At 69.7% G+C, this 23,395-nt stretch carries 19 protein-coding genes; 5 read left to right on the top strand and 14 right to left on the bottom strand.

Going from position 1 to position 23,395, the window contains the following annotated elements; genetic code table 11:
• Positions 1-55: 55 nt before the first annotated feature.
• From rodA to folC, 8 genes are all read right to left on the bottom strand, one after another.
• A complete protein-coding gene (gene rodA, locus AC07DI_RS19250; RefSeq protein WP_478905333.1) occupies positions 56-1,252 on the bottom strand; it encodes a rod shape-determining protein RodA in 1,197 nt (398 codons plus the stop codon).
• On the bottom strand, positions 1,252-3,432 hold the full coding sequence (gene mrdA / locus AC07DI_RS19245) for a penicillin-binding protein 2 (RefSeq protein ID WP_478905332.1): 2,181 nt from the start codon (positions 3,430-3,432) through the stop codon (positions 1,252-1,254). The genes rodA and mrdA overlap by 1 nt, the downstream gene beginning before the upstream one ends.
• 40 nt (positions 3,433-3,472) lie before the next feature.
• Positions 3,473-4,147: a rod shape-determining protein MreD gene (mreD, locus tag AC07DI_RS19240; protein ID WP_384257527.1), complete on the bottom strand. Its 675-nt coding sequence runs from the start codon at positions 4,145-4,147 to the stop codon at positions 3,473-3,475.
• Between the two features lie 12 nt (positions 4,148-4,159).
• Positions 4,160-5,113 (bottom strand): rod shape-determining protein MreC, encoded by a 954-nt coding sequence (gene mreC / locus AC07DI_RS19235; RefSeq protein WP_478905331.1) that lies wholly within the window; start codon positions 5,111-5,113, stop codon positions 4,160-4,162.
• A 164-nt stretch (positions 5,114-5,277) separates the two neighbouring features.
• The gene (locus tag AC07DI_RS19230) at positions 5,278-6,297 is read right to left on the bottom strand and encodes a rod shape-determining protein (protein ID WP_030362602.1); all 1,020 of its coding nucleotides are present in this window, start codon (positions 6,295-6,297) and stop codon (positions 5,278-5,280) included.
• A 307-nt stretch (positions 6,298-6,604) separates the two neighbouring features.
• Positions 6,605-7,018, bottom strand: a complete 414-nt coding sequence (ndk, locus tag AC07DI_RS19225; protein WP_384257522.1) for a nucleoside-diphosphate kinase — start codon at positions 7,016-7,018, stop codon at positions 6,605-6,607.
• 56 nt (positions 7,019-7,074) lie between these two features.
• Positions 7,075-7,452 (bottom strand): DUF4233 domain-containing protein, encoded by a 378-nt coding sequence (locus AC07DI_RS19220; protein ID WP_384257519.1) that lies wholly within the window; start codon positions 7,450-7,452, stop codon positions 7,075-7,077.
• Between the two features lie 5 nt (positions 7,453-7,457).
• Positions 7,458-8,978, bottom strand: a complete 1,521-nt coding sequence (gene folC, locus AC07DI_RS19215; protein ID WP_384257517.1) for a bifunctional tetrahydrofolate synthase/dihydrofolate synthase — start codon at positions 8,976-8,978, stop codon at positions 7,458-7,460.
• Between the two features lie 189 nt (positions 8,979-9,167).
• Between folC and AC07DI_RS19210 the strand changes: the two genes are divergently transcribed.
• Complete coding sequence (locus AC07DI_RS19210; protein ID WP_384257514.1) at positions 9,168-10,184, top strand: rod shape-determining protein; 1,017 nt, start codon at positions 9,168-9,170, stop codon at positions 10,182-10,184.
• A 258-nt stretch (positions 10,185-10,442) separates the two neighbouring features.
• Here AC07DI_RS19210 and AC07DI_RS19205 read toward each other — a convergent pair whose 3' ends face one another.
• On the bottom strand, positions 10,443-11,609 hold the full coding sequence (locus tag AC07DI_RS19205; RefSeq protein ID WP_478905330.1) for a sensor histidine kinase: 1,167 nt from the start codon (positions 11,607-11,609) through the stop codon (positions 10,443-10,445).
• Between the two features lie 170 nt (positions 11,610-11,779).
• Between AC07DI_RS19205 and AC07DI_RS19200 the strand changes: the two genes are divergently transcribed.
• The gene (locus tag AC07DI_RS19200) at positions 11,780-12,406 is read left to right on the top strand and encodes a hypothetical protein (protein WP_478905329.1); all 627 of its coding nucleotides are present in this window, start codon (positions 11,780-11,782) and stop codon (positions 12,404-12,406) included.
• 121 nt (positions 12,407-12,527) lie between these two features.
• Here the strand turns inward: AC07DI_RS19200 and AC07DI_RS19195 are convergent, their stop codons facing one another.
• Entirely contained in the window at positions 12,528-15,152 is a 2,625-nt protein-coding gene (locus AC07DI_RS19195) for a valine--tRNA ligase (RefSeq protein ID WP_478905328.1), read from the bottom strand.
• A 136-nt stretch (positions 15,153-15,288) separates the two neighbouring features.
• On the opposite strand from AC07DI_RS19195, the gene AC07DI_RS19190 reads away from it, so the two are divergent.
• From AC07DI_RS19190 to AC07DI_RS19180, 3 genes are all read left to right on the top strand, one after another.
• The gene (locus tag AC07DI_RS19190; protein ID WP_478905327.1) at positions 15,289-16,182 is read left to right on the top strand and encodes a hypothetical protein; all 894 of its coding nucleotides are present in this window, start codon (positions 15,289-15,291) and stop codon (positions 16,180-16,182) included.
• Positions 16,183-16,389: 207 nt separating this feature from the next.
• Positions 16,390-17,454, top strand: coding sequence for a hypothetical protein (locus AC07DI_RS19185; RefSeq protein WP_478905326.1), 1,065 nt, complete (start codon positions 16,390-16,392; stop codon positions 17,452-17,454).
• A 120-nt stretch (positions 17,455-17,574) separates the two neighbouring features.
• A complete protein-coding gene (locus AC07DI_RS19180; protein ID WP_478905325.1) occupies positions 17,575-18,633 on the top strand; it encodes a hypothetical protein in 1,059 nt (352 codons plus the stop codon).
• Between the two features lie 72 nt (positions 18,634-18,705).
• On the opposite strand, the gene clpX is transcribed toward AC07DI_RS19180, so the two are convergent.
• The 4 genes from clpX to tig form a co-directional block, all read right to left on the bottom strand.
• The gene (clpX, locus tag AC07DI_RS19175; protein ID WP_384257494.1) at positions 18,706-19,992 is read right to left on the bottom strand and encodes an ATP-dependent Clp protease ATP-binding subunit ClpX; all 1,287 of its coding nucleotides are present in this window, start codon (positions 19,990-19,992) and stop codon (positions 18,706-18,708) included.
• 167 nt (positions 19,993-20,159) lie between these two features.
• Positions 20,160-20,855, bottom strand: a complete 696-nt coding sequence (locus AC07DI_RS19170) for an ATP-dependent Clp protease proteolytic subunit (RefSeq protein WP_384257491.1) — start codon at positions 20,853-20,855, stop codon at positions 20,160-20,162.
• Between the two features lie 61 nt (positions 20,856-20,916).
• Complete coding sequence (locus AC07DI_RS19165; protein ID WP_190538051.1) at positions 20,917-21,522, bottom strand: ATP-dependent Clp protease proteolytic subunit; 606 nt, start codon at positions 21,520-21,522, stop codon at positions 20,917-20,919.
• A gap of 416 nt (positions 21,523-21,938) precedes the next feature.
• Positions 21,939-23,324 (bottom strand): trigger factor, encoded by a 1,386-nt coding sequence (gene tig, locus AC07DI_RS19160; RefSeq protein WP_478905324.1) that lies wholly within the window; start codon positions 23,322-23,324, stop codon positions 21,939-21,941.
• Between the last annotated feature and the right edge of the window lie 71 nt (positions 23,325-23,395).

Here is a 23,395-nt window from a genome sequence, read left to right as displayed (position 1 = left end):
AATCTAGACGCGAAACGCGGCGGCAAACATGCCTCGGACGGTCCGGCGTCCTCGCTCAGGCCGACATGGGGCGCTGCACCTTGATCGACTGAAGTAGTCCGACGGCCACCCAGACCGCGAACATCGACGAACCCCCGTACGAGACGAAGGGCAGCGGAAGGCCCGCGACCGGCATGATGCCGAGGGTCATCCCGATGTTCTCGAAGGCCTGGAAGGCGAACCAGGCGATGATCCCGGCGGCGACGATCGTGCCGTACAGCTCGGTCGTCTCGCGCGCGATGCGGCAGGCGCGCCACAGGACGACGCCGAGCAGGAGCAGGATCGCGCCCGCGCCGAGGAACCCGAGCTCCTCGCCCGCGACCGTGAAGACGAAGTCCGTCTGCTGCTCGGGGACGAACTGGCCGGTGGTCTGGGAGCCCTTGGTCAGGCCGGTGCCCGTCAGGCCGCCGGAGCCGATGGCGATGCGCGCCTGGTTGGTGTTGTAGCCGACGCCCGCCGGGTCGAGCGCGGGGTTGGCGAAGGCGGCGAAGCGGGCGATCTGGTAGTCGTCCAGGACGCCGAGCTGCCATATGGCGACGCCACCGGCGACGCCGGCGCCGAGCAGGCCGAACACCCAGCGGTTGGAGGCGCCGGATGCGAGCAGCACACCAAGGACGATCATCGCCATGACCATGACCGAACCGAGGTCCGGCATGAGCATCACGATCGCGACCGGCACGGCGGCGAGGGCGAGCGCCTGCACGACCGTGCGGTGATCGGGATGTTCCCGGTCGCCCGCGTCGACGCGGGCCGCGAGCAGCATCGCCATGCCCAGGATGATCGTGATCTTCACGAACTCGGAGGGCTGCAGCGAGAAGCCGCCGCCGAGCACGATCCACGCGTGCGCGCCGTTGATCGTCGCGCCGAGCGGGGTGAGGACGAGCAGGACCAGGAAGACGGAGATGCCGTAGAGGATCGGCACGGCCGTGCGCAGCGTGCGGTGGCCGAGCCAGACGGTGCCGATCATCAGGGCGAAGCCGATGCCGGTGTTCAGGACGTGCTTGAGCGCGAAGGACCACGGGTCGTCGCCGACGAGCTCGGTGCGGTTGCGGGTCGCGGAGTAGACGAGCGCGGTGCCGATCCCGGAGAGCGCGATCGCCGCGAACAGCATGGGCCAGTCGAGCCGGCGCAGTATCGAGTCGCGGGCGAGCATCCGCGACATGCCGGAACGCTCCGGGCCGTACCCGGAGACGGAGAAGCCGCCGGCGGTCATCAGTCACGCCTCCAGTTCTCGGCCGGGGCCCCGGCCAGCTGCTGCTGCTCGGCCGGCGGCTTGGGCGCCCGGGGCTTGTACGGCTTGATCTCCGGGGAGTCGATGGAGCCGTCGGTCTCGATCTTCGGCAGCTTCTTCTGCGGTTCGGGCAGGAGTGCCTTCTTGATGTCCTGCTTGCCGTCGTCGTCCAGGCCGTAGATCGCGTTGTAGATCTGGCGGACGGCGGGTCCCGACGCACCGGAACCCGTACCGCCCTGGGAGATCGTCATCACGATCGTGTAGTCCTTGGTGTACGTCGCGAACCACGAGGTGGTCTGCTTGCCGTAGACCTCCGCGGTACCGGTCTTGGCGTGCATCGGGATCTTCTTCTGCGGCCAGCCCTGGAACCGCCAGGCGGCCGTACCGCGCGTGGCGACGTCCGAGAGGGCACCGTCTATGTCCTTCTGCAGCTTGGCGTCCATCGGCAGCCTGCCGTGCGACTTGGGCGCGATCTCCTCGACCCGCTTGCCGTCGGCGCTGACGATCGCCTTGCCGACGGTGGGGTCGTGGAGGGTGCCGCCGTTGGCGATGGCGGAGTAGATCGTGGCCATCTGGATCGGCGTGACGAGGGTGTCGCCCTGGCCGATGGAGTAGTTGACGGAGTCGCCCGCGCGCATCTTCATGCCTTCGAGGCAGTTCTCGTAGGCGATGCGCTCGGCGTAGTCACCGCCGCTCTTCTTGCCCTGCTTGCACCAGGCGTCCTTGTTGGCCTTCCAGTAGTCCTTCTTCCACTGGCGGTCGGGGACGCGTCCCGATACCTCGTTGGGCAGGTCGATGCCGGTCTCCTTGCCGAGGCCGAACTGGTGGGCGGTCCGGTAGAACCAGTCCTTGGGGTTCTTCACCGGCTTGTTGCCGCCGTCCTTGCGCCACTGGTCGTGCGACAGCTTGTAGAAGACGGTGTCGCAGGAGACTTCGAGGGCCTGGCCGAGCGAGATGGAGCCGTGGCCCTTGGACTCGTAGTTCTGGAAGGTCTGGCCGCCGATGGAGTACGAACTGGGGCAGGGGTAGCGGCCGTTGAAGTCGTAGCCCGCGTTGACCGCCGCGGTCGTCGGGATGACCTTGAAGATCGAGCCGGGGGCGGCCTGGCCCTGGATGGCGCGGTTCAGCAGCGGGTAGTTCGACTGCTTGCCGGTGAGCCTGGTGTAGTCCTTGCCGGAGATGCCGCCGACCCAGGCGTTCGGGTCGTACGTCGGGTTGGAGGCCATGGAGACGACGCGTCCCGTCTTGTTCTCCATGACGACGACGGCGCCCGCGTCGGCCTTGTAGTTCTCCCCGGTGTTCTTGTCGAACTCCTTGCGGGCCTTCTTCATCGCGTCGTTCAGCCAGTACTCGGAGACGGCCTGCACACGCGCGTCGATGCTGGTGACGACGTTGGCGCCGGGCTTGGCCGCGTCCGCCTCGGCCTTGCCGATGACGCGGCCGAGGTTGTCCACCTCGTAGCGGGTGACACCGGCCTTGCCGCGCAGCTGCTTGTCGTACGTGCGCTCGAGGCCGGAGCGGCCCACCATGTCCGAGCGGAGGTAGGGCGAGGAGGTGTTCTCGGCCTTCTTGATCTCCTCGTCGGTGACGGGCGAGAGGTAGCCGAGGACCTGGGCGGTGTTGGACTTGCCGGGGGCGGCGTAACGGCGCACGGCGGTGGGCTCGGCGGTGATGCCGGGGAAGTCCTCGGAGCGCTCGCGGATCTGCAGGGCCTGGCGGGGCGTGGCCTCGTCGGTGACCGGGATGGGCTGGTACGGCGAGCCGTTCCAGCAGGGCTGCGGCGTCTTGGCGTCACAGAGGCGGACCTTGCCCTGGACGTCCTCGGGCTTCATGTCGAGGACGTCGGCGAGCTTGGCGAGAACCGCCTTGCCGTCGTCCTTCATCTTCATCAGGTCCGTGCGGGACGCGGAGACGACGAGGCGGGTCTCGTTGTCGGCGATCGGCACTCCGCGGGCGTCCAGGATGGAGCCGCGGGTGGCCGGCTGGACGACCTGCTGGACGTGGTTGCCCGAGGCTTCCTCGGCGTACTCGTCGCCGTTGCGGACCTGGAGGTACCAGAGGCGGCCGCCGAGGGTGAGCAGGAGGGAGACCACGAGGATCTGGATGACGATGAGACGGATCTGGACGCGTGGGGTCCGGCCCGTCTCGGGAATGTTGGTCACTTCTTCCCTCCCCTGGGTGCGTCAGCGAAGTGAGTCGCCGTCACAGGCGCTTGACCCCCTTGATACGGCCGGCGCGGGCGACCCGGGCCTTGGCTGCCTTGGCCCGCAGGCCGCCGCCGCGCTGGTTGCCGATGCTCAGCCCGGTGCCGGAGGAGAGCCAGCCGGAGGAGACGTCGGCCGCCTTGTTGACGGGTGAGTTCTCCCCGAGCGGGTCGTTCTCGGCGCGCCGGGCGAGCGCGATGATCAGCGGCACGGTGAAGGGCGCGAGCACCAGGTCGTAGAGCGCGGCGGTGAACAGCAGGCCGACCAGGCCGACATGGCGGGCCGCGGTGTCCCCGACGAGGGAGCCGACGCCCGCGTACAGCAGGGTCGAGCCGATGGCGGCGCTGACGACCACGACGAGCGGTCCGGTGGCGGAGCGCAGGCGGCCGTTGTCGGGCTTGGCGAGGCCCGCGAGGTAGCCGACGACGCAGAGGACCAGCGCGTACCGCCCGGCGGCGTGGTCGGCGGGCGGCGCGAGGTCGGACAGGAGTCCGGCGCCGAAGCCGACGAGGGCACCGCCGACGTGACCGTAGACGAGGGCGAGGCCGAGGACGGTGAGCAGCACCAGGTCCGGCACCGCGCCCGGCAGTTGGAGCCGGGCCAGGACGCTGACCTGGATGACCAGGGCGACGACGACGAGGGCGGTGGAGAGCAGGATTCGGTTGAAGCGCATGGGTCCGGTCTCCTACTGCTCGTTGCCGTCGTCGGCGCCGTCGGCCGGGGGCTGTCCCGAGGGGGTGGCCGTGACGGTCACCGTCGGGGTGGGCTTGGGCTTTGCGGGCTTCTTCGGCAGGACCGTGTCGCGCGGGTCCTCGCGGGGCGCCTCGACGACCACGCCGACGATGTCGAGCCTGGTGAACCCGGCGTACGGCTTCACGTAGACCCGGCGGGTGAGGTCACCGCCCGAGGGGTCGACGCGGACGACCTCGCCGACCGGGACGCCCGGTACGAACGGCTTGTCCTTGCGCGAGCCGAAGGTGACCAGGCGGTCGCCCTTCTTGACCTTGGCCTTGCCGTTGAGCAGCTGGACGGAGAGCGGACGGTCGCCCTGGCCGGTGGCGAAGCCGAGTTCGTCGGTCTTCTCCATGCGGGTGCCGACGGTGAAGTCGGGGTCGTTGGCGAGCAGGACGGTCGCGGTGCTCGGGCCGACCGTGGTGACGCGGCCGACCAGGCCTTCGCCGTTCAGGACGGTCATGTCGCGCTTGATCCCGTCGTTGGCGCCGGCGTCGATGGTGACGGTCCAGGAGAAGCCCTGGGCCGCTCCTATCCCGATGACCTCGGCGCCCTTGATGCCGTACTGCCCCGCGCCGGCCTTCTTCAGCATGCTGTCGAGCTGCTGCACACGGCTGCGGTTGCGGTCGTCGCTGCCGAGTTTCGCCTTCAGGGCGGCGTTCTGCCGCTCCAGTTCGGCGATGCGGTTGTGGCGTTCTCCGGAGTCGCGCACCGCGCCGATGGCGTTCCCGATCGGGTCGACGGCGGAGGACATCCCCTCCTCGACCGGACCGAACACCGTCGCGGCGGTCCTGCGGGCACCGTCGACCGGCGAGTCCTCACCACCGCGGATGTCCACCGTGATCAAAGCGAACGCGATGGCTACCAGCAGCACCAGAAGCAGCCGGCTCTCTCGTGTGTCCCTCACGTGCGGCGGCGTGCCTTCCTCAATCGGAATGGCGTGGAAGTTGCGCGTTCCACGCGGTTCGGGGGAATTTTCTGCGTTGCCTGGATTTTTCTGTCTTGCCTCTATATCAACGATCCGCCGCACGACGTGGCAAGCACGCGTACGGCGGATCCTCGCGCGTCAGATCATCTGCGCGGCTGGGCGTCCAGCACCTGCTGCAACGCCTCGAATTCCTCGACACACTTTCCGGAGCCGAGCGCCACGCTGTCGAGCGGGTCCTCGGCGATGTGGATCGGCATGCCGGTCTCCCGGCGCAGCCGCTCGTCGAGGCCACGCAGCAGGGCGCCGCCGCCGGTGAGGACGATGCCGCGGTCCATCACGTCGCCGGAGAGCTCCGGCGGGCACTTGTCGAGGGTGGTCTTCACCGCGTCGACGATGGCGTTGACCGGCTCCTCGATGGCCTTGCGGACCTCGGCGGCGGAGATGACGACGGTCTTGGGCAGCCCGGAGACCAGGTCCCTGCCGCGGATCTCGGTGTGCTCGTCGGCGTCCATGTCGTACGCCGAACCGATGGTGATCTTGATCTGTTCGGCGGTGCGCTCGCCGAGGAGGAGGGAGTACTCCTTCTTGATGTGCTGGATGATCGCGTTGTCCAGCTCGTCGCCCGCGACGCGGATCGACTGTGCCGTGACGATTCCGCCGAGCGAGATGACGGCGACCTCGGTGGTGCCGCCGCCGATGTCGACCACCATGTTGCCGGTGGCCTCGTGGACCGGCAGACCGGAACCGATGGCCGCGGCCATGGGCTCCTCGATGATGTGCACCTGGCGCGCGCCGGCCTGTGAGGAGGCCTCGATGACGGCGCGGCGCTCGACGCCGGTGATGCCCGAGGGCACACAGACGACGACGCGCGGACGGGCGAGGTAGCGCCGCTTGTGGATCTTCAGGATGAAGTAGCGGAGCATCCGCTCGGTGATCTCGAAGTCGGCGATGACGCCGTCCTTCAGCGGACGCACCGCGACGATGTTGCCGGGCGTGCGCCCGATCATCTTCTTCGCCTCGGCGCCCACCGCGAGGATGCCACCGGTGTTGGTGTTGATCGCGACGACGGACGGCTCGTTGAGTACGATCCCCCGACCCCTGACGTACACCAGCGTGTTGGCGGTCCCGAGGTCGACAGCCATGTCACGGCCGATGAACGACATGTTGTTCCCCATGAGGATGCGTCTGGCCTTCCCTAGTGGAGCGTTTGATGGCTTTTTAGGTAGGCGAGGTGGGTGCTGTGTGGCAGTGGAGGCTTCCATCGTAGTCTCGGCCGCGCGAAGACGGCGCGAGGGTCTTCGCCATTGTCAGCAGATGATGTGCCGCCTCGCCCTTGGAGACGTGCCATAGGGGGCATGCGTTCCCCCGATCGGGGTGCATATGCCAAGGGACGGCCGAATTCCTCCGGCCGTCCCGGCTCCGTTCCGGCTGGCCCGGCGCCGTTCTGACTTCACGTCAGGGGCGTCCGACTCAGGCGGCACCAGGGAAGAAGATCTTGAGCTCGCGCTCGGCGGACTCCTCGGAGTCCGAGGCGTGGATCAGGTTCTCCCGGACGATCGTGCCGAAGTCGCCGCGGATCGAACCGGGCGCCGCGGCGATCGGGTCGGTCGGCCCGGCGAGGGCGCGCACACCCTCGATGACCCGCTCGCCCTCGACGACGAGCGCGACGACCGGGCCCGACGACATGAAGGCGACCAGCGGCTCGTAGAAGGGCTTGCCCTTGTGCTCGCCGTAGTGCTGCTCCAGGGTCTCCTGGTCGAGCGAGCGCAGCTCCAGCGCGGAGATCGTCCAGCCCGCCTTGCGCTCGATGCGGCCGATGATCTCTCCGATCAGACCACGACGGACGGCGTCGGGCTTCAGCAGGACGAGGGTGCGCTGGCTCATGTGCGGCTCCAAAAGAGTTCTGTCAACGGGATTGGGCCGCACGATACCGGGGACGGCTACGCGGGGTTACCTCCGGCCTCCGGCTGCCCCTGCGCCTGCCCCTCGGTCATGGCCGCGAACCGGGCCTTCGCCTCGTCGACCTTGCGGCCGAAGTGGACCGACGCCCACCACAGGGCGGCGAACACCGCGCCGAGGAAGAACATCGTGGGCACCACGAAACCGCTCGCGATCAGCGCGATCTGCAGCGCCCAGCCGAGCTGCACCCCACCGGGCCGGGTGATCATTCCGCAGAGCAGCAGGGACACCGCCATCGCGATGCCGCAGACCGTCCAGACCGTGCCCATCGACAGGTCGTCGTCCTTCATGGCGACCAGACCCGCGAAGCCGATGACGAAGAACTCGCCGATCAGCGTCGAGGCGCAGAGCATACGCACAGGAATCAGCCTCTCCCCAGGAGCAGTCGGGCCTCGCCGACCGTGATGACGGAACCAGTGATGAGTACGCCGCCACCGGCGTACTCCCCCTCCTCCTCGGCGAGGGTGATCGCCGCCTCCAGGGCGTCGTCCAGACGCGGCTCTACCTGGACGCGGTCGTCACCGAAGACCTCGACGGCGAGTCCGGCCAGCGTGTCCGCGTCCATCGCCCGGTGGCTGGAGTTCTGCGTGACGACGACCTCGGCGAAGATCGGCTCGAACGCTTCGAGGAGCCCCCTCATGTCCTTGTCGTCGCTCGCGCCGACCACGCCGATCAGCCGGCTGAAGTCGAAGGCCTCGCTGATCGCGGCGGCCGCGGCGCGGGCGCCCGCCGGGTTGTGCGCGGCGTCGAGGACGACGGTGGGCGAGCGGCGCACCACCTCCAGGCGGCCCGGCGATGACACCGAAGCGAAGGCCTTGCGGATCGTCTCGATGTCCAGCGCGCGCGTGTGCTGCGAGCCGATGCCGAAGAACGCCTCGACGGCGGCGAGCGCCACCGCGGCGTTGTGCGCCTGGTGCTCGCCGTGCAGCGGCAGGAAGATCTCCTCGTACTCACCGCCGAGGCCGCGGAGCGTCAGGAGCTGGCCGCCGACCGCCACCTGGCGGGCGACGACGCCGAACTCCAGGCCCTCGCGGGCCACCGTCGCGTCGACCTCCACGGACTTCTTCAGGAGTACCTGCGCGGCGTCCACCTGCTGCTGAGCCATGATCACCGTCGCGCCCGGCTTGATGATGCCGGCCTTCTCCTTGGCGATCTCGCCGACCGTGGAACCGAGGCGGTCCGTGTGGTCCAGGTCGATGGGGGTGATGACGGCGACCGAGCCGTCGATCACATTCGTCGCGTCCCAGCTGCCGCCCATGCCGACCTCGACGACGGCCACGTCCACGGGGGCGTCGGCGAAGGCCGCGTACGCCATGCCGGTGAGCACCTCGAAGAACGAGAGGCGGTACTCCTGCTGGGAGTCGACCATCTCCACGTACGGCTTGATGTCGTTGTACGACTCGATGAAGCGCTCGGCCTCGACGGGCGCGCCGTCCAGGCTGATGCGCTCGGTGATCGACTGGACGTGCGGCGAGGTGTAACGGCCGGTGCGCAGGTCGAAGGCGGAGAACAGCGCCTCGACCATGCGGGCCGTGGACGTCTTGCCGTTCGTGCCCGTGATGTGGATCGAGGGGTACGCGCGCTGCGGCTCGCCCAGAACGTCCATCAGCGCGGCGATGCGGCTGACGGAGGGCTCCAGCTTCGTCTCGCCCCAGCGGCCCGCGAGCTCCGCCTCCACCTCGCGCAGCGCCCTGTCCACCTCCGGGTCGGTGGGGCGGGCGGGGACGTCGCCCTGGGGCGGGCCCGCCTGGGTGCGCAGGGTGCGGCTGCCCGCCTCGATCACGGCGAGGTCGGGATCGCGGTCCGTCTCGGCGCCGACGATCTCCTCGAAGGCGTCGTCGGGCTCGGCGGGTCGGTCGTCGTCATGCGGGGGGAGGTCACTCACGCACGCCAGTCTACGGAGCGGCGCCGACACGCGCGGTCAGGACCTCCAGGTAGTTCGGCGCACAGACCGCACGCGGACCCTACGCGGACCTCACGCGGCCCTCCAGGGCCTTCGTCGGGACTTTCGACCTGTCCGATTCGGGACCTTCGACCCTCCGTTCGGCGGCCCCACCGGGCAAACTTGGCGATCATGGACATAGGTATCGACCTCGGCACTGCGAACACCCTCCTCTACGTGCGCGGCAAGGGCATCGTGCTCAACGAGCCGTCCGTGGTCGCCGTGCGGGCGAGCCGTGGAGGCAAGAGCGGCGTGCTCGCCGTGGGGGCGGAGGCCAAGGAGACGATCGGGCGCACACCCGGGTCCATCACCGCCATCCGGCCGCTGCGGGACGGTGTGATCAGCGACTACGAGGCCGCCGAGGAACTCATCCGGCACTTCGTGCGCAAGGCGGTACCCGGGCGCAGGCCTCGTACGCGCATGGTCGTCTGCGTGCCGAGCGGGGTCACGCCCGTCGAGCGGCGCGCGATCGTGCACGCGTCGCAGCGGGCCGGGGCGCGGGCCGTGCACCTGATCGAGGAGCCGATGGCGGCGGCCATCGGGGCGGGCCTTCCGGTCGCCGAGCCGCGCGGCTCGATGGTCGTCGACATCGGCGGCGGCACGACCGAGGTCGCGGTGATCTCCCTGGGCGGCATCGTCACGGCCCAGTCGCTGCGGGTGGGCGGCGACCGCCTCGACACGGCCATCACCGACTTCGTGCGCAAGGAGCACGCGCTGCTCATCGGCGAGCGCACCGCCGAGGACATCAAGGTCGCCATCGGGTCCGCGTGGCCGGTGCCGGGCGAGGACGCGCTGGAGATGCGGACGTTCACCGTGCGGGGGCGAGAGAAGGTGGGCGGCCTGCCCAAGACCGTGGACCTGACGGCGCGAGAGGTGCGGGCCGCTCTGGACGAGCCGGTCGAGCAGATCATCGCGGCGGTCAAGGCGACGCTGGAGGAGTGCCCGCCGGAGCTCTCCGGCGACATCATGGAGCACGGCATCGTGCTGACGGGCGGCGGGGCGCTGCTGCCCGCGCTGGACCTGCGGATCGCCTCCGCCACGGGGATCCCGGTCTTCGTCGCGGACGACCCGCTGGACAGTGTGGCGCTGGGCTGCGGGAAGTGCGTGGAGGACTTCGACGGGCTCGAACGGGGCTTGACCGCGGCGTAGGCCTCCCGTGCGGGGGCGGCGGCCTGCGTCCCCCTCCCGGAGGCTGCTGTGGCTCGGCCGCGGGCCGGACGTGGCTGGTCGCGCAGTTCCCCGCGCCCCCTTGGCGGCACCTTCGACGGGCGGCGAGGCAGGACCACCCAGGGGCGCGGGGAACTGCGCGCTCGGCCCCGGGCGGCCCGCAGGCGAAGAACGCGTTCAGCCCCAACAGCCCCGCACCAGGCACCCGGCACCGGGACCCGCACCCGGCCGACGGCCCCCTCACGCCTCGGCCAGCCGCCCCGCGGACAACGTGGCGCACACCTCGTACACCCGCCCCCGCGGCCCCGCCGCAAACGTTCCGCCCACCGCCCGGATCCGCTCCGCCATTCCCGTCGTCCCGGTGCCCGCGGAGACCGGCGCGGTCACGGGGGCCGCGGCGGGCAGCGGGTTGCTGACGGTGATCCGCAGGCGGTCGCCCTCCAGGTCCACACGGACCGTCACCCTCTCGCCCGGCGCGTGCTTCGCCGCGTTCGTCAGGCACTCCTGGACCACCCGGTGGACCGCCGCCTGGCGGAGCGGGGAGAGGCGGTGGGCCGCGTCGTCGATCAGGAGGTCGACGGGGCTGCCCGCGCGGCCGCTGCGCTCGGCGAGTTCGGGGAGCGCGTCGATGCCGGGGGTCGGGGCGCCGTCCGTGCCGCGCTGCACGATGATCTCGTTCAGCATCCGGTGCGCGCTGCGCGCCGCCTCCGAGAGTTCCTCGAAGTCCTTCTCGAAGGGCCCGCCCGCGGCCCTGCGCCCCAGCACCTGCGACCGCACGCTCAGCAGCGTCAGCTCGCGCCCCACGAAGTCGTGCACGTCCCGCGCGACGCGGGCCCGCTCCTGCTGGACGGCGTGCAGCGTGTCGGTCTCCGCGCGCTGCGCGGCGAGCGCGCGGACCAGGTCCTGCCGGTTCGCCGCGACGCCGACGCCCGCCGCGAGCACACCGATCGGGACGACGAGGCTCAGGAAGGCGCCGAGCGTGTCCCCCCGGTGCGCCGGCCAGCCCGGCAGGTTGAACATCACGTACGCGAAGCCGACGTAGCCGATGACCCCGAGCGTGCCCGCGAGGCGGCCCCGGTAGCGCGCCAGGGAGTACAGCGCGAACTGGGCGAGGGTCAGCTCGTGCAGCCAGCTCAGCAGGAAGAGGGCGACCGCGTACGGCAACCAGGGCAGCCTGCGGCGCAGCAGGAGGAAGGACGCGCCGGCCGCGAGGACCAGGGCGGCGAGTGGTCCCGTGAGGGAGTTGTCCGCCTCGGCGAGGCCGGGGACGTCCAGGCTCATCAGGGCGAAGGCACTGGCCGCCGTGAGCACGTCCTGCGTGCGCGGTGACTGCGACCAGCGATCATCCAGGCGGCCCACCGCGGCCGCCGCCTGGCGAATCGCCTGGGCGGCGGGCAGGTTGCGCATGCCTTCCATCATCCAAGGTCTTTCGGCCCTTTCCACCGGACCTAGGTCCTCGATTTGGTGATGTGCCGCACTCCGCGCCCTTGTGGGCGAATCATCCGGTTGTGCACACAACGGGTGTACTTTCGGCGCGGCTGCGCCGTCTCGGTGCACTCCGGGGGTCAAATCGGACCATGTGGTATGCCCAGAACCCCTCCAGGCGGACCCATCAGCTCGCCGGCGACGCCGGGGTGCTCCTGTGGACCGCGCTGTGGGCCACCGTCGCCGTCATCGCGTACCGGCTGGCCTGTCTGCTCGCCCTCCCCCGCGCCATACAGGAGCACAGCGCGCCGCTGCCACTGGTCGGCGAGCGCGTCGACCTCGTGCTGCGGCGTCTCGCCGAGGCCGTCGACGCGATGGATCCGGTGATCGTCCGGATCGCCGTGGCCGTCGGTGCCCTCGCCCTCTTCGTCCTGCCCGTCGGCCTCATGCTCGCCGCCTGGCTGCCGCGCAGGCTGCGCTGGATCCGGCAGGCGGCCGCCGCCCGGGACCTCGCCGCCTCCGACGACGGCCGCGAGATCCTCGCCCTGCGCACCCTGCTCAGACCGCTGCACGAAGTGGCGATCATGGCGGCGAACATGGCGGGCGCGACGCCGGGCAGCCTCGCCGAGGGCTGGCGCAACGGCGATCCGCAGACCCTGGAGGCGCTGGCCGAGGCGGAACTCGAACGGCTCGGTCTGGACCTACTGCCGCGCGTTCCTGAGGAGCACGGGCCCATCGGCCGGCAGGCCACCGGCCCGGTCGCCGAGTCGATCACCTAGGCGTACGCCTGGCCGTACATCTGGCCGTACGCCTGGCCATACGCCTGGCCGTACGTCTGGCCGTACGCGCGAAGGCCCCGGGACCGATGTGGCGGTCCCGGGGCCTTCGACTGCGCGGGTGCTACGCGGCCGGCAGTGCCTCCAGCTGCGCCTGCAGGCGGGCGATGTCGGCCTCGGCCTTGGTGAGGCGGCCGCGGATCTTGTCCACGACCTGGTCGGGCGCCTTCGCCAGGAACGCTTCGTTGCCGAGCTTCGCCGTGGCCTGCGCCTTCTCCTTCTCGGCGGCGGCCAGGTCCTTGGCCAGGCGCTTGCGCTCGGCCTCGACGTCGATCGTGCCGGACAGGTCGAGCGCGACGGTGGCGCCCGAGACCGGCAGCGTCGCCGTCGCCGTGAAGGCGTCGCCCTCGGGCTGGAGGCGCAGCAGCTGGCGGATGGCCGCCTCGTGCGGGGCCAGCGCGGTGCCGTCCAGGGTCAGGCGGGCCGGGACCTTCTGGCCCGGCTGGAGGCCCTGGTCGGCGCGGAAGCGGCGGACCTCCGTGATGACCTGCTGGAGGGTCTCGATCTCGCGCTCGGCCGCCGCGTCGCGGAAGCCGCTGTCCGACGGCCAGTCGGCGATGACGAGCGACTCGCCGCCGGTCAGTGCCGTCCAGAGCGTCTCCGTCACGAACGGCACGATCGGGTGGAGCAGGCGCAGGGTGACGTCCAGGACCTCGCCGAGGACGCGGGCCGAGACCTTCGCGCCCTCGCCGCCCGCCATGAACGTCGTCTTGGACAGCTCGACGTACCAGTCGAAGACCTCGTCCCACGCGAAGTGGAAGAGGGCGTCGGAGAGCTTGGCGAACTGGTAGTCGTCGTAGAGCGCGTCGACTTCGGCGACCGTCGCGTTGAGGCGGGAGAGGACCCAGCGGTCGGTGGCGGACAGCTGCTCGGCCGGAGGCAGGTCGCCCTCGATCGTCGCGCCGTTCATCATCGCGAAGCGCGTGGCGTTCCAGATCTTGTTGGCGAAGTTGCGCGAGCCCTGGACCCAGTCCTCGCCGATCGGCACGTCCGTGCCGGGGTTGGCGCCGCGGGCGAGCGTGAAGCGCAGGGCGTCCGAGCCGTACTTGTCCATCCAGTCCAGCGGGTTGACCGCGTTGCCGAAGGACTTCGACATCTTCTTGCCGAACTGGTCGCGGACCATGCCGTGCAGCACGATCGTGTGGAACGGCGGGGTGCCGTCCATCGCGTACAAGCCGAACATCATCATCCGGGCGACCCAGAAGAAGAGGATGTCGTAGCCGGTGACCAGGACGGAGTTCGGGTAGAACTTCGCGAGGCTGTCGGTCTGCTCGGGCCAGCCGAGCGTGGAGAACGGCCACAGGCCCGAGGAGAACCACGTGTCGAGCACGTCGTTGTCCTGGCGCCAGCCCTCGCCGGTGGGCGCCTCGTCGTCGGGGCCGACGCAGACGACCTCGCCGTTCGGGCCGTACCAGACGGGGATGCGGTGGCCCCACCAGAGCTGGCGCGAGATGCACCAGTCGTGGAGGTTGTCGACCCAGTCGAAGTACCGCTTCTCCATCTCCTGCGGGTGGATCTTGACCTTGCCGTCGCGGACCGCGTCGCCCGCGGCCTTCGCGAGCGGGCCGACCTTGACCCACCACTGCATGGACAGGCGCGGCTCGATGGTGGTCTTGCAGCGCGAGCAGTGGCCGACGGAGTGGGTGTACGGACGCTTCTCGGCGACGATGCGGCCCTCGGCGCGCAGCGCGCCGACGATGGCGGAGCGGGCCTCCAGGCGGTCCAGTCCCTGGAAGGGGCCGTGCGCGGTGATGACCGCGTGCTCGTCCATGACCGCGATGTTCGGCAGCGAGTGGCGCTGGCCGATCTCGAAGTCGTTCGGGTCGTGGGCCGGGGTCACCTTGACGGCGCCGGTGCCGAACTCGGGGTCGACGTGCTCGTCCGCGACGACCGGGATGGTGCGGTCGGTGAGCGGCAGCTTGATCTGCTTGCCGACCAGGTGCTTGTACCGCTCGTCGTCGGGGTGGACCGCGACGGCGGTGTCACCGAGCATCGTCTCGGCGCGGGTGGTGGCGACGACGAGCGTCTCGTCCCCCTCGCCGTACTTGATCGAGACGAGCTCGCCGTCGTCGTCCTGGTACTCGACCTCGATGTCGGAGATCGCCGTCAGACAGCGCGGGCACCAGTTGATGATGCGCTCGGCGCGGTAGATCAGCTCGTCGTCGTAGAGCTTCTTGAAGATCGTCTGGACGGCCTGCGAGAGGCCCTCGTCCATCGTGAACCGCTCACGCGACCAGTCCACGCCGTCACCGAGACGGCGCATCTGCCCGGAGATCTGACCGCCGGACTCCCCCTTCCACTTCCAGACGCGCTCGATGAACGCCTCGCGCCCGAGGTCGTGGCGGGACTTGCCCTCCTTGGCGAGCTCGCGCTCCACGACGTTCTGGGTGGCGATGCCCGCGTGGTCCATGCCGGGCTGCCAGAGCGTCTCGTGGCCCTGCATGCGCTTGCGGCGGGTGAGGGCGTCGATCAGCGTGTGCTCGAAGGCGTGGCCCAGGTGGAGCGCGCCCGTCACGTTCGGCGGCGGAATGACGACGGTGTACGGGGGCTTCTCGCTCTTCTCGTCGGCGGAGAAGTAACCGCGTTCTACCCAGCGCTCGTACAGCGGCCCCTCTACCTCGGCCGGCGCGTACTGGGTCGGCAGTTCGGGAGTGGTCGCTGGGGGCTGCTGCTGAGCGTTCTCGGTCACGCGGTCAGTTTAGAGGGGTCGCGCGGCGGTCCCGAAACCGGAATCTTCGGTAACGGTTGGCCGTGGGGCCCCCACGGAACCCCGGCTTCGTTCAGGATGTCCGGGACACGTCAGCATTCTCGGGGGGACCCACACCATGAGCAACAACCAGCCGGACCCGTACGGGCAGCAGCCGGGGCAGCCGGGGCCGTACGGGCAGCAGCCCCAGCAGGGTTACGGTCAGCCGCCGCAGCAGCCCCAGCCCGGCTACGGCCATCCCCAGCAGCCGCAGCAGCCCCAGCCCGGCTACGGCTACCCTCAGCAGCCGCCCCAGGCCCCGTACGGGCAGGTCCCGCCGCCCCCGCCGCCCGGTGGCGGCAAGAAGAAGACCGGCCTCGTCATCGCCGCCGTCGCCGTGGTCGCGGCCATCGGCGTCGGCGCGTACTTCGTCTTCGGCGGGGGCGACTCGGCCTCGGTCGAGGACGACGGCGCGCACAAGCTGGTGCCGCCGGCCTCCGTGGGCGAGTACAAGAAGGGCGGGGACGACGGTCCCGACGACGGTCCGCTCGGCTCCGGCGACAAGAAGAACGCCGAAGCCGTCGGCATCAAGAACCCCGAGAACGTGGCGGCCTCGTACCGCTCCGGATCGGCCATGAAGGGGAAGCAGATGAGCTTCCAGGGCATGTACGGCGAGATCGACGACCCGGAGAAGGCTGTCGACAACGGCTTCGCCAAGGCCGACGAGAACACCGAGAAGGAGTCGGACAAGTCCACCGACGCCGGTGACAAGGTCGAACTCGTCGGCAGCCCCGAGAGCGTCGACCCCGACGGCCTCGACAACGCCGTCATGAAGTGCCAGACCGCAAGCATCAAGGACGACGGCGACGAGACGAAGCTGCCGATCTGCATCTGGGCCGACCACAGTACGTACGGCATCGTGTTCGGCGTGGACGTGGCGGCGATGGCGAAGGGCGGCGGTGGCGGTCTGGCCGCGGACGAGGTCGCCGGGTTCGCCGCCGACCTGCGCAAGGCGGCCCGCGTCAAGGCGTAGCGGAGTGCGGGTGGACGAAGCCCCGGGGCGGTGCGCCGTCCCGGGGCCATGACGTCCGCCGTACGCACGCCCGCACGACCGCCCGTACGTCCGGCCTCTGGAACAGCCGTTCAACAACCTCGCATCGATCCGGCCCTGGGGCCCAACCCCGTACGTACGTCCGACAGGATGTTCGCAACATATAAGCATCGGGAGGGAACCCCAGTAATGAGCTACAACCAGCCGGGCCCGTACGGCGGGCAGCAGCCCCAGCAGCCCGGGCCGTATGGCCAGCAGCCGCAGCAGCCGGGCCCCTACGGCCAGCCGCCGCAGGCGCCCCAGCCCGGCTACGGCTACCCCCCGCAAGCCCCGCAGCAGGCGCCCCAGCAGGGTGGCTACAGCCAGCCCCAGCAGCCGGGCCCCTACGGGCAGCAGCCCCAGGCCCCCTACGGCCAGATGCCCCCGCAGGCCCCTTACGGGCAGGTCCCGCCCCCGCCGCCCGGCGGCGGCAAGAAGAAGACCGGCCTGATCATCGCCGCCGTCGCCGTGGTCGCCGCCGCGGCTGTCGGCGGCTACCTCTTCTTCGCGGGCAGCGACGACGACAAGGGCGGCGGCAAGAACGGCGGCTCATCGAACGTCGCGGGGGGCGGTGGCGAGGACGGCGGCATCAAGGACGACGGTCCGCACACGCTGACCACGCCGTCGACCGTCCTGACGGAGTACAAGAAGAACGAGGAGCAGTCCGACGGCCTCAACAGCATCGACCTGGACAAGGCCGAGGCCGCCGGGGTGAAGAACCCCAAGGACGTGCACGCCGGGTACCAGTCGGGCAGCAAGGACAACCCGATGGCGCAGAAGATACTGAGCTTCGGCGGCGTGTACGGGGACATCGCGGACCCGGAGGGCGTCGTCGACCACATGTTCACGAACGCCAAGGAGAAGAACGAGATGTCCGGCAGCGACACCGGCCGGAAGGTCACGCTGGTCGGCGAGCCCAAGGAGTACAAGCCCGCCGAGCTCAACGGCGCCGTCCTGAAGTGCCAGGAGATGAAGGTCGCCATGGGCGGCGGAGCGGGCGCCTCCGGCTCCACGGCCGGTACCTCCGGCTCCTCGGCCGGCGCCTCGGGACCGAGCGAGATGTCCGCCGCCACCTGCATCTGGGGCGACCACAGCACCATCGGCTACGTCGTCACCACGGACGTCGCGAGCGCGCTCTCGGGTACGTCGGTCGACCTCGACGAGGCCGCGACCACCACGGCCAAGTTCCGCGCGGAGGTCCGCGTCAAGAGCTGACGCCCTGCCGGGCCCGCCGCGGCCCGTCGTTCCCGGCATGACGGGGCCCGGTCATCAGGCCGGGCCCCGCTGCGTCAGGATGTCAGGAACACATAAACGTTCCGAAGGGGGACCCCACCCATGAGCTTCAACCAGCCGGGCCCGTACGGACAGCAACCCCCGCAGCCCGGCCCGTACGGGCAGCAGCCGCCACAGCCCGGCCCGTACGGTCAGCCGCCGCAGGGCGTCCCGCCGCAGCAGCCCGGCCCCTACGGGCAGCCCCCACAAGCCCCGCAGCCCGGCTACGGCTATCCCCAGCAGGCTCCCCCGTCACAGCCCGGTTACGGCTACCCGCAGCAGGCGCCCCAGCAGGGTGGCTACAGCCAGCCCCAGCAGCCGGGCCCCTACGGGCAGCAGCTCCAGGCCCCCTACGGCCAGATGCCCCCGCAGGTCCCCTACGGGCAGGTCCCGCCCCCGCCCCCGGGCGGCGGCAGGAAGAAGACCGGCCTGATCATCGCCGCCGTCGCCGTGGTCGCCGCCGCGGCTGTCGGCGGCTACCTCTTCTTCGCGGGCAGCGACGACGACAAGGGCGGCGGCAAGAACGGCGGCTCATCGAACGTCGCGGACGGCGGCATCAAGGACGACGGGCCCCACACCCTGACCACACCCGCCACGATCCTCGGCGAGTACGAGAAGAGTGACGACGACAGCGGCGGCTTCAACTCCAGCGACCTGACGGCCGCCGAGAAGGCGGGCGTGCAGGACCCCCAGGACGTCGACGCCACCTACCAGGCGGGCGACGACAGCAATCCCCTGGGCCAGAAGGCCATCCAGTTCATGGGCGTCTACGGCGACATCGACGACCCCGCGAAGGTCGTCGACGCCATGTTCGCCAAGCTGGAGAAGGACTCGCAGGGCAAGGACTCGGAGACCGGCGAACTGGTCGGCAGCCCCAAGGACTTCGGCACGAGCGCCGCGGCCCTCAAGTGCCAGGAGTCGGTGATCGAGAACGACAGCGCGGGCAGCAGCTCGTCGGCCCCCAAGGAGATCCACATGCCGGTCTGCATCTGGAGCGACCACAGCACGCTCGGCGTCGTGGTCCCCGTCGAGGTCGCGAACGCCATGGCGGGCAAGGTCTCGCTCAGCAACGCCTCGGCCACCACGCTCAAGGTCCGCAAGGCGGTCCGCGTGAAGGTCTGACACACCGAAAGGGGACGCCCCGCGATCACTCGCGGGGCGTCCCCTTCGGCGTACTGCCGACCTGCTTCGCCGTTACGCGGACTTCTGCTCCCCGGCACCCGGACCGCGCGCCTCGCGCGGCACCAGCGTCGGGTTGACGTTCGAACGGACGACGTCCGCCGTGATGACGACGCGGGCCACGTCCTTGCGGGACGGCACCTCGTACATCACCGACTGAAGGACTTCCTCCATGATGGCGCGCAGGCCGCGCGCGCCGGTCTGGCGGAGGATCGCCTGGTCCGCGATGGCCTCCAGGGCCTCGCGCTCGAAGTCCAGCTCCACGCCGTCGAGTTCGAACAGGCGCTGGTACTGCTTCACGAGCGCGTTGCGCGGCTCGATCAGGATCTGGAGCAGGGCCTCGCGGTCGAGGTTGTGGACCGAGGTGATCACGGGGAGTCGGCCGATGAACTCGGGGATCATCCCGAACTTCACCAGGTCCTCCGGCATGATGTCCTCGAACTGGTCCTTCTCCTCCAGCTCGCGCTTCGAGCGGATGGTGGCGCCGAAGCCGATGCCCTTCGCGCCCGCCCGCGACTCGATGATCTTCTCGAGGCCGGCGAAGGCGCCGCCCACGATGAAGAGCACGTTCGTCGTGTCGATCTGGATGAACTCCTGGTGCGGGTGCTTGCGGCCGCCCTGCGGCGGTACGGAGGCCGTGGTGCCCTCCAGGATCTTCAGGAGCGCCTGCTGGACGCCCTCGCCACTCACATCGCGGGTGATCGAGGGGTTCTCGCTCTTGCGGGCCACCTTGTCGATCTCGTCGATGTAGATGATCCCGGTCTCGGCCTTCTTGACGTCGTAGTCGGCCGCCTGGATCAGCTTGAGCAGGATGTTCTCGACGTCCTCGCCGACATAGCCGGCCTCCGTCAGCGCCGTCGCGTCCGCGATGGCGAACGGGACGTTCAGCATGCGGGCGAGCGTCTGTGCCAGGAGCGTCTTGCCGGATCCTGTCGGGCCGAGCAGCAGGATGTTGGACTTCGCGAGTTCGATCGCGTCGTCACGGCCCTGCGCGCCGCCGTTCTCTCCGGCCTGGACCCGCTTGTAGTGGTTGTACACCGCTACCGAGAGGGCCTTCTTCGCGGGCTCCTGGCCCACGACGTAGCCCTCAAGGAATTCGTAGATCTCGCGAGGCTTGGGAAGTTCCTCCCAGCGCACCTCGCTCGTCTCCGCGAGCTCTTCCTCGATGATCTCGTTACAGAGGTCGATGCACTCGTCGCAGATGTACACACCGGGGCCTGCGATGAGCTTCTTGACCTGCTTCTGACTCTTTCCGCAGAACGAGCACTTGAGCAGATCGCCGCCGTCACCGATGCGTGCCACGAGGTGCTTCCCCTTCGCCTGGGAGACGCCACGTTCAGCGGCTCCTGGTGCCTCATATCCGACGGTACCCTGCCGGGCCCCCCGTTCGGGCCCCCCTTGGCACGGTTCACTTCGACGCGAGTCGTACGCGAACCATGCCAAGGAGCGGCAGATGCTACAGCTCTGCGTCAGGCAACCGCGGAATTGTTCATCTTCCGGGTGGAGATGATCTGGTCGACCAAGCCGTAGGAGAGCGCGTCCTCGGCCGTGAGGATCTTGTCGCGCTCGATGTCGTCGCGGATCTTCTCGATCGGCGTCGTGGAGTGCTTGGCCAGCATCTCCTCCAGCTGCGCACGCATCCGGAGGATTTCGTTGGCGGCGATCTCCAGGTCGGAGACCTGACCGCGGCCGGTCTCGCTGTAGGGCTGGTGGATCAGCACGCGCGCGTTCGGCAGGGCCATGCGCTTGCCCGGCGTACCGGCCGCGAGGAGCACGGCGGCGGCGGAGGCGGCCTGGCCCATGCAGACGGTCTGCACGTCGGGCTTCACGAACTGCATCGTGTCGTAGATGGCCGTGAGGGCCGTGAACGAGCCGCCCGGGCTGTTGATGTAGATCGAGATGTCGCGGTCCGGGTCCATCGACTCCAGGCACAGGAGCTGCGCCATGACGTCGTTGGCGGAGGCGTCGTCGATCTGCACGCCGAGGAAGATCACGCGCTCCTCGAAGAGCTTCGCGTACGGGTCGTACTCGCGCACACCCTGCGAGGTGCGCTCGACGAAGCGCGGGATGACGTAACGGGACTCGGCGCTGGCGCCGGTGAACTCGGCCTGGCCGCTCTCGGCCTGCGCGCGCCCGAGGAGGCCGCTGCCGGGGAAGTTGTTCATCTCTGGTTTCTCCTGAGAGGGGAGGGGCTTGGGTACTGGCTTCGGGGCGCTGAGCACGGGCTCAGGCTCCGGTGCCGCCCCCGCCCGGCATACCGGCGGCGCTGGACATGATGTCGTCGATGAGGCCGTACTCCTTGGCCTCCTGCGGGTCGAACCAGCGGTCGCGGTCCGAGTCGCGCGTGACCTGCTCGACGGTCTGACCGGTGTGGTGCGCCGTGAGCTCGGCCATCTTCTTCTTGGTGAGAAGGAGGCGCTCGGCGTGGATCTTGATGTCCGACGCGGAGCCCGCGAGGCCCGCGGACGGCTGGTGGATCAGGATCTCGGCGTTCGGCAGGGCGAAGCGCTTGCCCGGCGTACCGGCGCTGAGCAGGAACTGGCCCATCGACGCCGCCATGCCCATCGCGATCGTCACCACGTCGTTCTTGATGTACTGCATGGTGTCGTAGATCGCCATGCCGGCCGTGATCGAGCCGCCCGGGCTGTTGATGTAGAGGTAGATGTCCTTGTCCGGGTCGGAGGCAAGGAGCAGCAACTGTGCGGTGATCTTGTTGGCAATATCGTCGTCGACCGGCTGGCCGAGGAAGATGATCCGCTCACCGAGCAGCCGGTTGTAGACCTGGTCGCCGAGGCCACCACCGATGGAGGGGTCGCCGGCGGCGGAGGGCATCAGATTCGTCACGTATCCACCTGCTCGTCTTGCGACGGCGCCGGGCCGTCTCACGTCTTCTTGGGACCTGGGACCCCGCGTGCTCGCCGCTCCGGGGCGGCTTCGGGGACTCCCCTGCCCTCGTATTCATGGACCCTAACGCGCGGGGTCCCTCCGGGAATCCCGGAGAACCAACTGTTCGCTGTGAGCGCAGGTTCTGGCGGGGGAGCCTTGACCAGTGCCGGTCGTGCCCCGTAAGGGGCGCGGGGAACTGCGCGAGCAACCCCCACAAGCCGCGCCCGCCATGGGTCTCGCGGCGGCAGACGCGCCCGCGGCCCCGTGGGGGCTGATCGCGCAGTTCCCCGCGCCCCCAAAGACACCGGGCCCCCGGGACCGAGAAGTCCTGGGGGCCCGGTGTGCGAGCGTCAGAGCGAGGCTCAGGCCTCGGTCTTCTCCTCGGAGGCGTCGGAGGTCGCCTCGGTCTGCTCACCCTCGGCGGCAGCCGTCTCGTCCTCGTCGTCCAGGTCGACGACCTCGCCGTTCGTGTCCTTGACCGACGCCGCCTCGACGACGACCGCGAGGGCCTTGCCGCGGGCGACCTCGCCGACCAGCATCGGGACCTGGCCGCCCTCGACGACGGCCTGGGCGAACTGGTCGGGGGACATGCCGGAGGACTGCGCGCGACGCATGAGGTGCTCGGTGAGCTCCTCCTGGTTCACGTTCAGCTTCTCCTTGTTGACGAGCTCGTCGAGGACGAACTGCGTCTTGATGCCCTTCTCGGCCTGCTCCTTGGTCTCGGCGTCGAACTCTTCCTCGGTCTTGCCCTGGATCTCCAGGTACTTCGCGAGGTCGAGGCCCATCTGGCCGAGCTGGTGGTTCACCAGGTTGTGCTTGCGGGTCTGGATCTCGTCCGCGAGGAGCTTCTCGGGGACGGGGACCTCGACCAGCTCGAGCAGCTTCTCCAGGACGCGCTCCTGGGCCTGCGTGGCCTGGTCGTACTGCTTCATGTTCTCGAGGCGCTTGCGGCTGTCGGCCTTCAGCTCGTCGAGGGTGTCGAACTCGGAGGCGAGCTGCGCGAAGTCGTCGTCCAGCTCCGGCAGTTCGCGCTTGGCGACCTGGGTGACCTTGACGGTGACCTCGGACTCCTTGCCGGCCGCGGAGCCGCCCTTGAGCTCGGAGGTGAAGGTGGCCTCGCCACCGGCCTCCAGGCCCTTGACGGCGTCGTCGATGCCCTCGAGGAGCTCGCCGGAGCCGATCGTGTAGGAGACGCCGGACGCGACGCCGTCCTCCAGGACCTCGCCCTCGACCTTGGCCTCCAGGTCGATCGTCACGACGTCGCCGTCCTCGGCGGCACGCTCGACCGGGGACGTGGAGGCGAAGCGCTCGCGCAGCTCCTCGACGGCCTTGTCGACGTCCTCGTCGCTGACCTCGACCGCGTCGACCTCGACCTCGATGCCGGAGTAGTCCGGGATCTCGATGGCCGGACGGACGTCGACCTCAGCGGTGAAGTTGAGGGTCTCGTTGTCCTTCAGCTCGGTGATGTCCACCTCGGGCTGGCCCAGGACGTTGAGCTCGGCCTCGTTCACGGCCTCGGTGTAGAACTTCGGGAGCGCGTCGTTGACGGCCTCTTCGAGGACGGCGCCGCGGCCGAACCGCTGGTCGATGACACGGGCCGGGATCTTGCCCTTGCGGAAGCCCTTCACCGTGACCTGCTGGTTGATCTTCTTGTAGGCCGCGTCGAGGCTGTCCTTGAGCTCCTCGAAGGGCACCTCAACAGTGAGCCGAACCCGGGTCGGGTTCAGGGTCTCCACGGCGCTCTTCACGGTTCGGTCTCCTTGGGGCTGACTTCTTGGGATTGAGCCCGGCTCAGAGACACACGGGCACACAGCTTGCA

It is taken from the genome of Streptomyces sp. NPDC044106 (genome assembly GCF_056433985.1).
The sequence above is the reverse complement of the archived record's forward strand: the minus strand, read 5'-3'. Positions and strand labels throughout refer to the sequence as shown.

Bases quoted from the DNA above. Each gene is read 5' to 3' on its own strand.
- rodA (WP_478905333.1), bottom strand. From the start codon at position 1,252: ATGACCGCCGGCGGCTTCTCCGTCTCCGGGTACGGCCCGGAGCGTTCC.
- mreD (WP_384257527.1), bottom strand. From the start codon at position 4,147: ATGCGCTTCAACCGAATCCTGCTCTCCACCGCCCTCGTCGTCGTCGCC.
- AC07DI_RS19230 (WP_030362602.1), bottom strand. From the start codon at position 6,297: ATGTCGTTCATCGGCCGTGACATGGCTGTCGACCTCGGGACCGCCAAC.
- ndk (WP_384257522.1), bottom strand. From the start codon at position 7,018: ATGAGCCAGCGCACCCTCGTCCTGCTGAAGCCCGACGCCGTCCGTCGT.
- AC07DI_RS19210 (WP_384257514.1), top strand. From the start codon at position 9,168: ATGGACATAGGTATCGACCTCGGCACTGCGAACACCCTCCTCTACGTG.
- AC07DI_RS19205 (WP_478905330.1), bottom strand. From the start codon at position 11,609: ATGCGCAACCTGCCCGCCGCCCAGGCGATTCGCCAGGCGGCGGCCGCG.
- AC07DI_RS19200 (WP_478905329.1), top strand. From the start codon at position 11,780: ATGTGGTATGCCCAGAACCCCTCCAGGCGGACCCATCAGCTCGCCGGC.
- AC07DI_RS19190 (WP_478905327.1), top strand. From the start codon at position 15,289: ATGAGCAACAACCAGCCGGACCCGTACGGGCAGCAGCCGGGGCAGCCG.
- AC07DI_RS19185 (WP_478905326.1), top strand. From the start codon at position 16,390: ATGAGCTACAACCAGCCGGGCCCGTACGGCGGGCAGCAGCCCCAGCAG.
- AC07DI_RS19180 (WP_478905325.1), top strand. From the start codon at position 17,575: ATGAGCTTCAACCAGCCGGGCCCGTACGGACAGCAACCCCCGCAGCCC.
- AC07DI_RS19170 (WP_384257491.1), bottom strand. From the start codon at position 20,855: ATGAACAACTTCCCCGGCAGCGGCCTCCTCGGGCGCGCGCAGGCCGAG.
- AC07DI_RS19165 (WP_190538051.1), bottom strand. From the start codon at position 21,522: ATGCCCTCCGCCGCCGGCGACCCCTCCATCGGTGGTGGCCTCGGCGAC.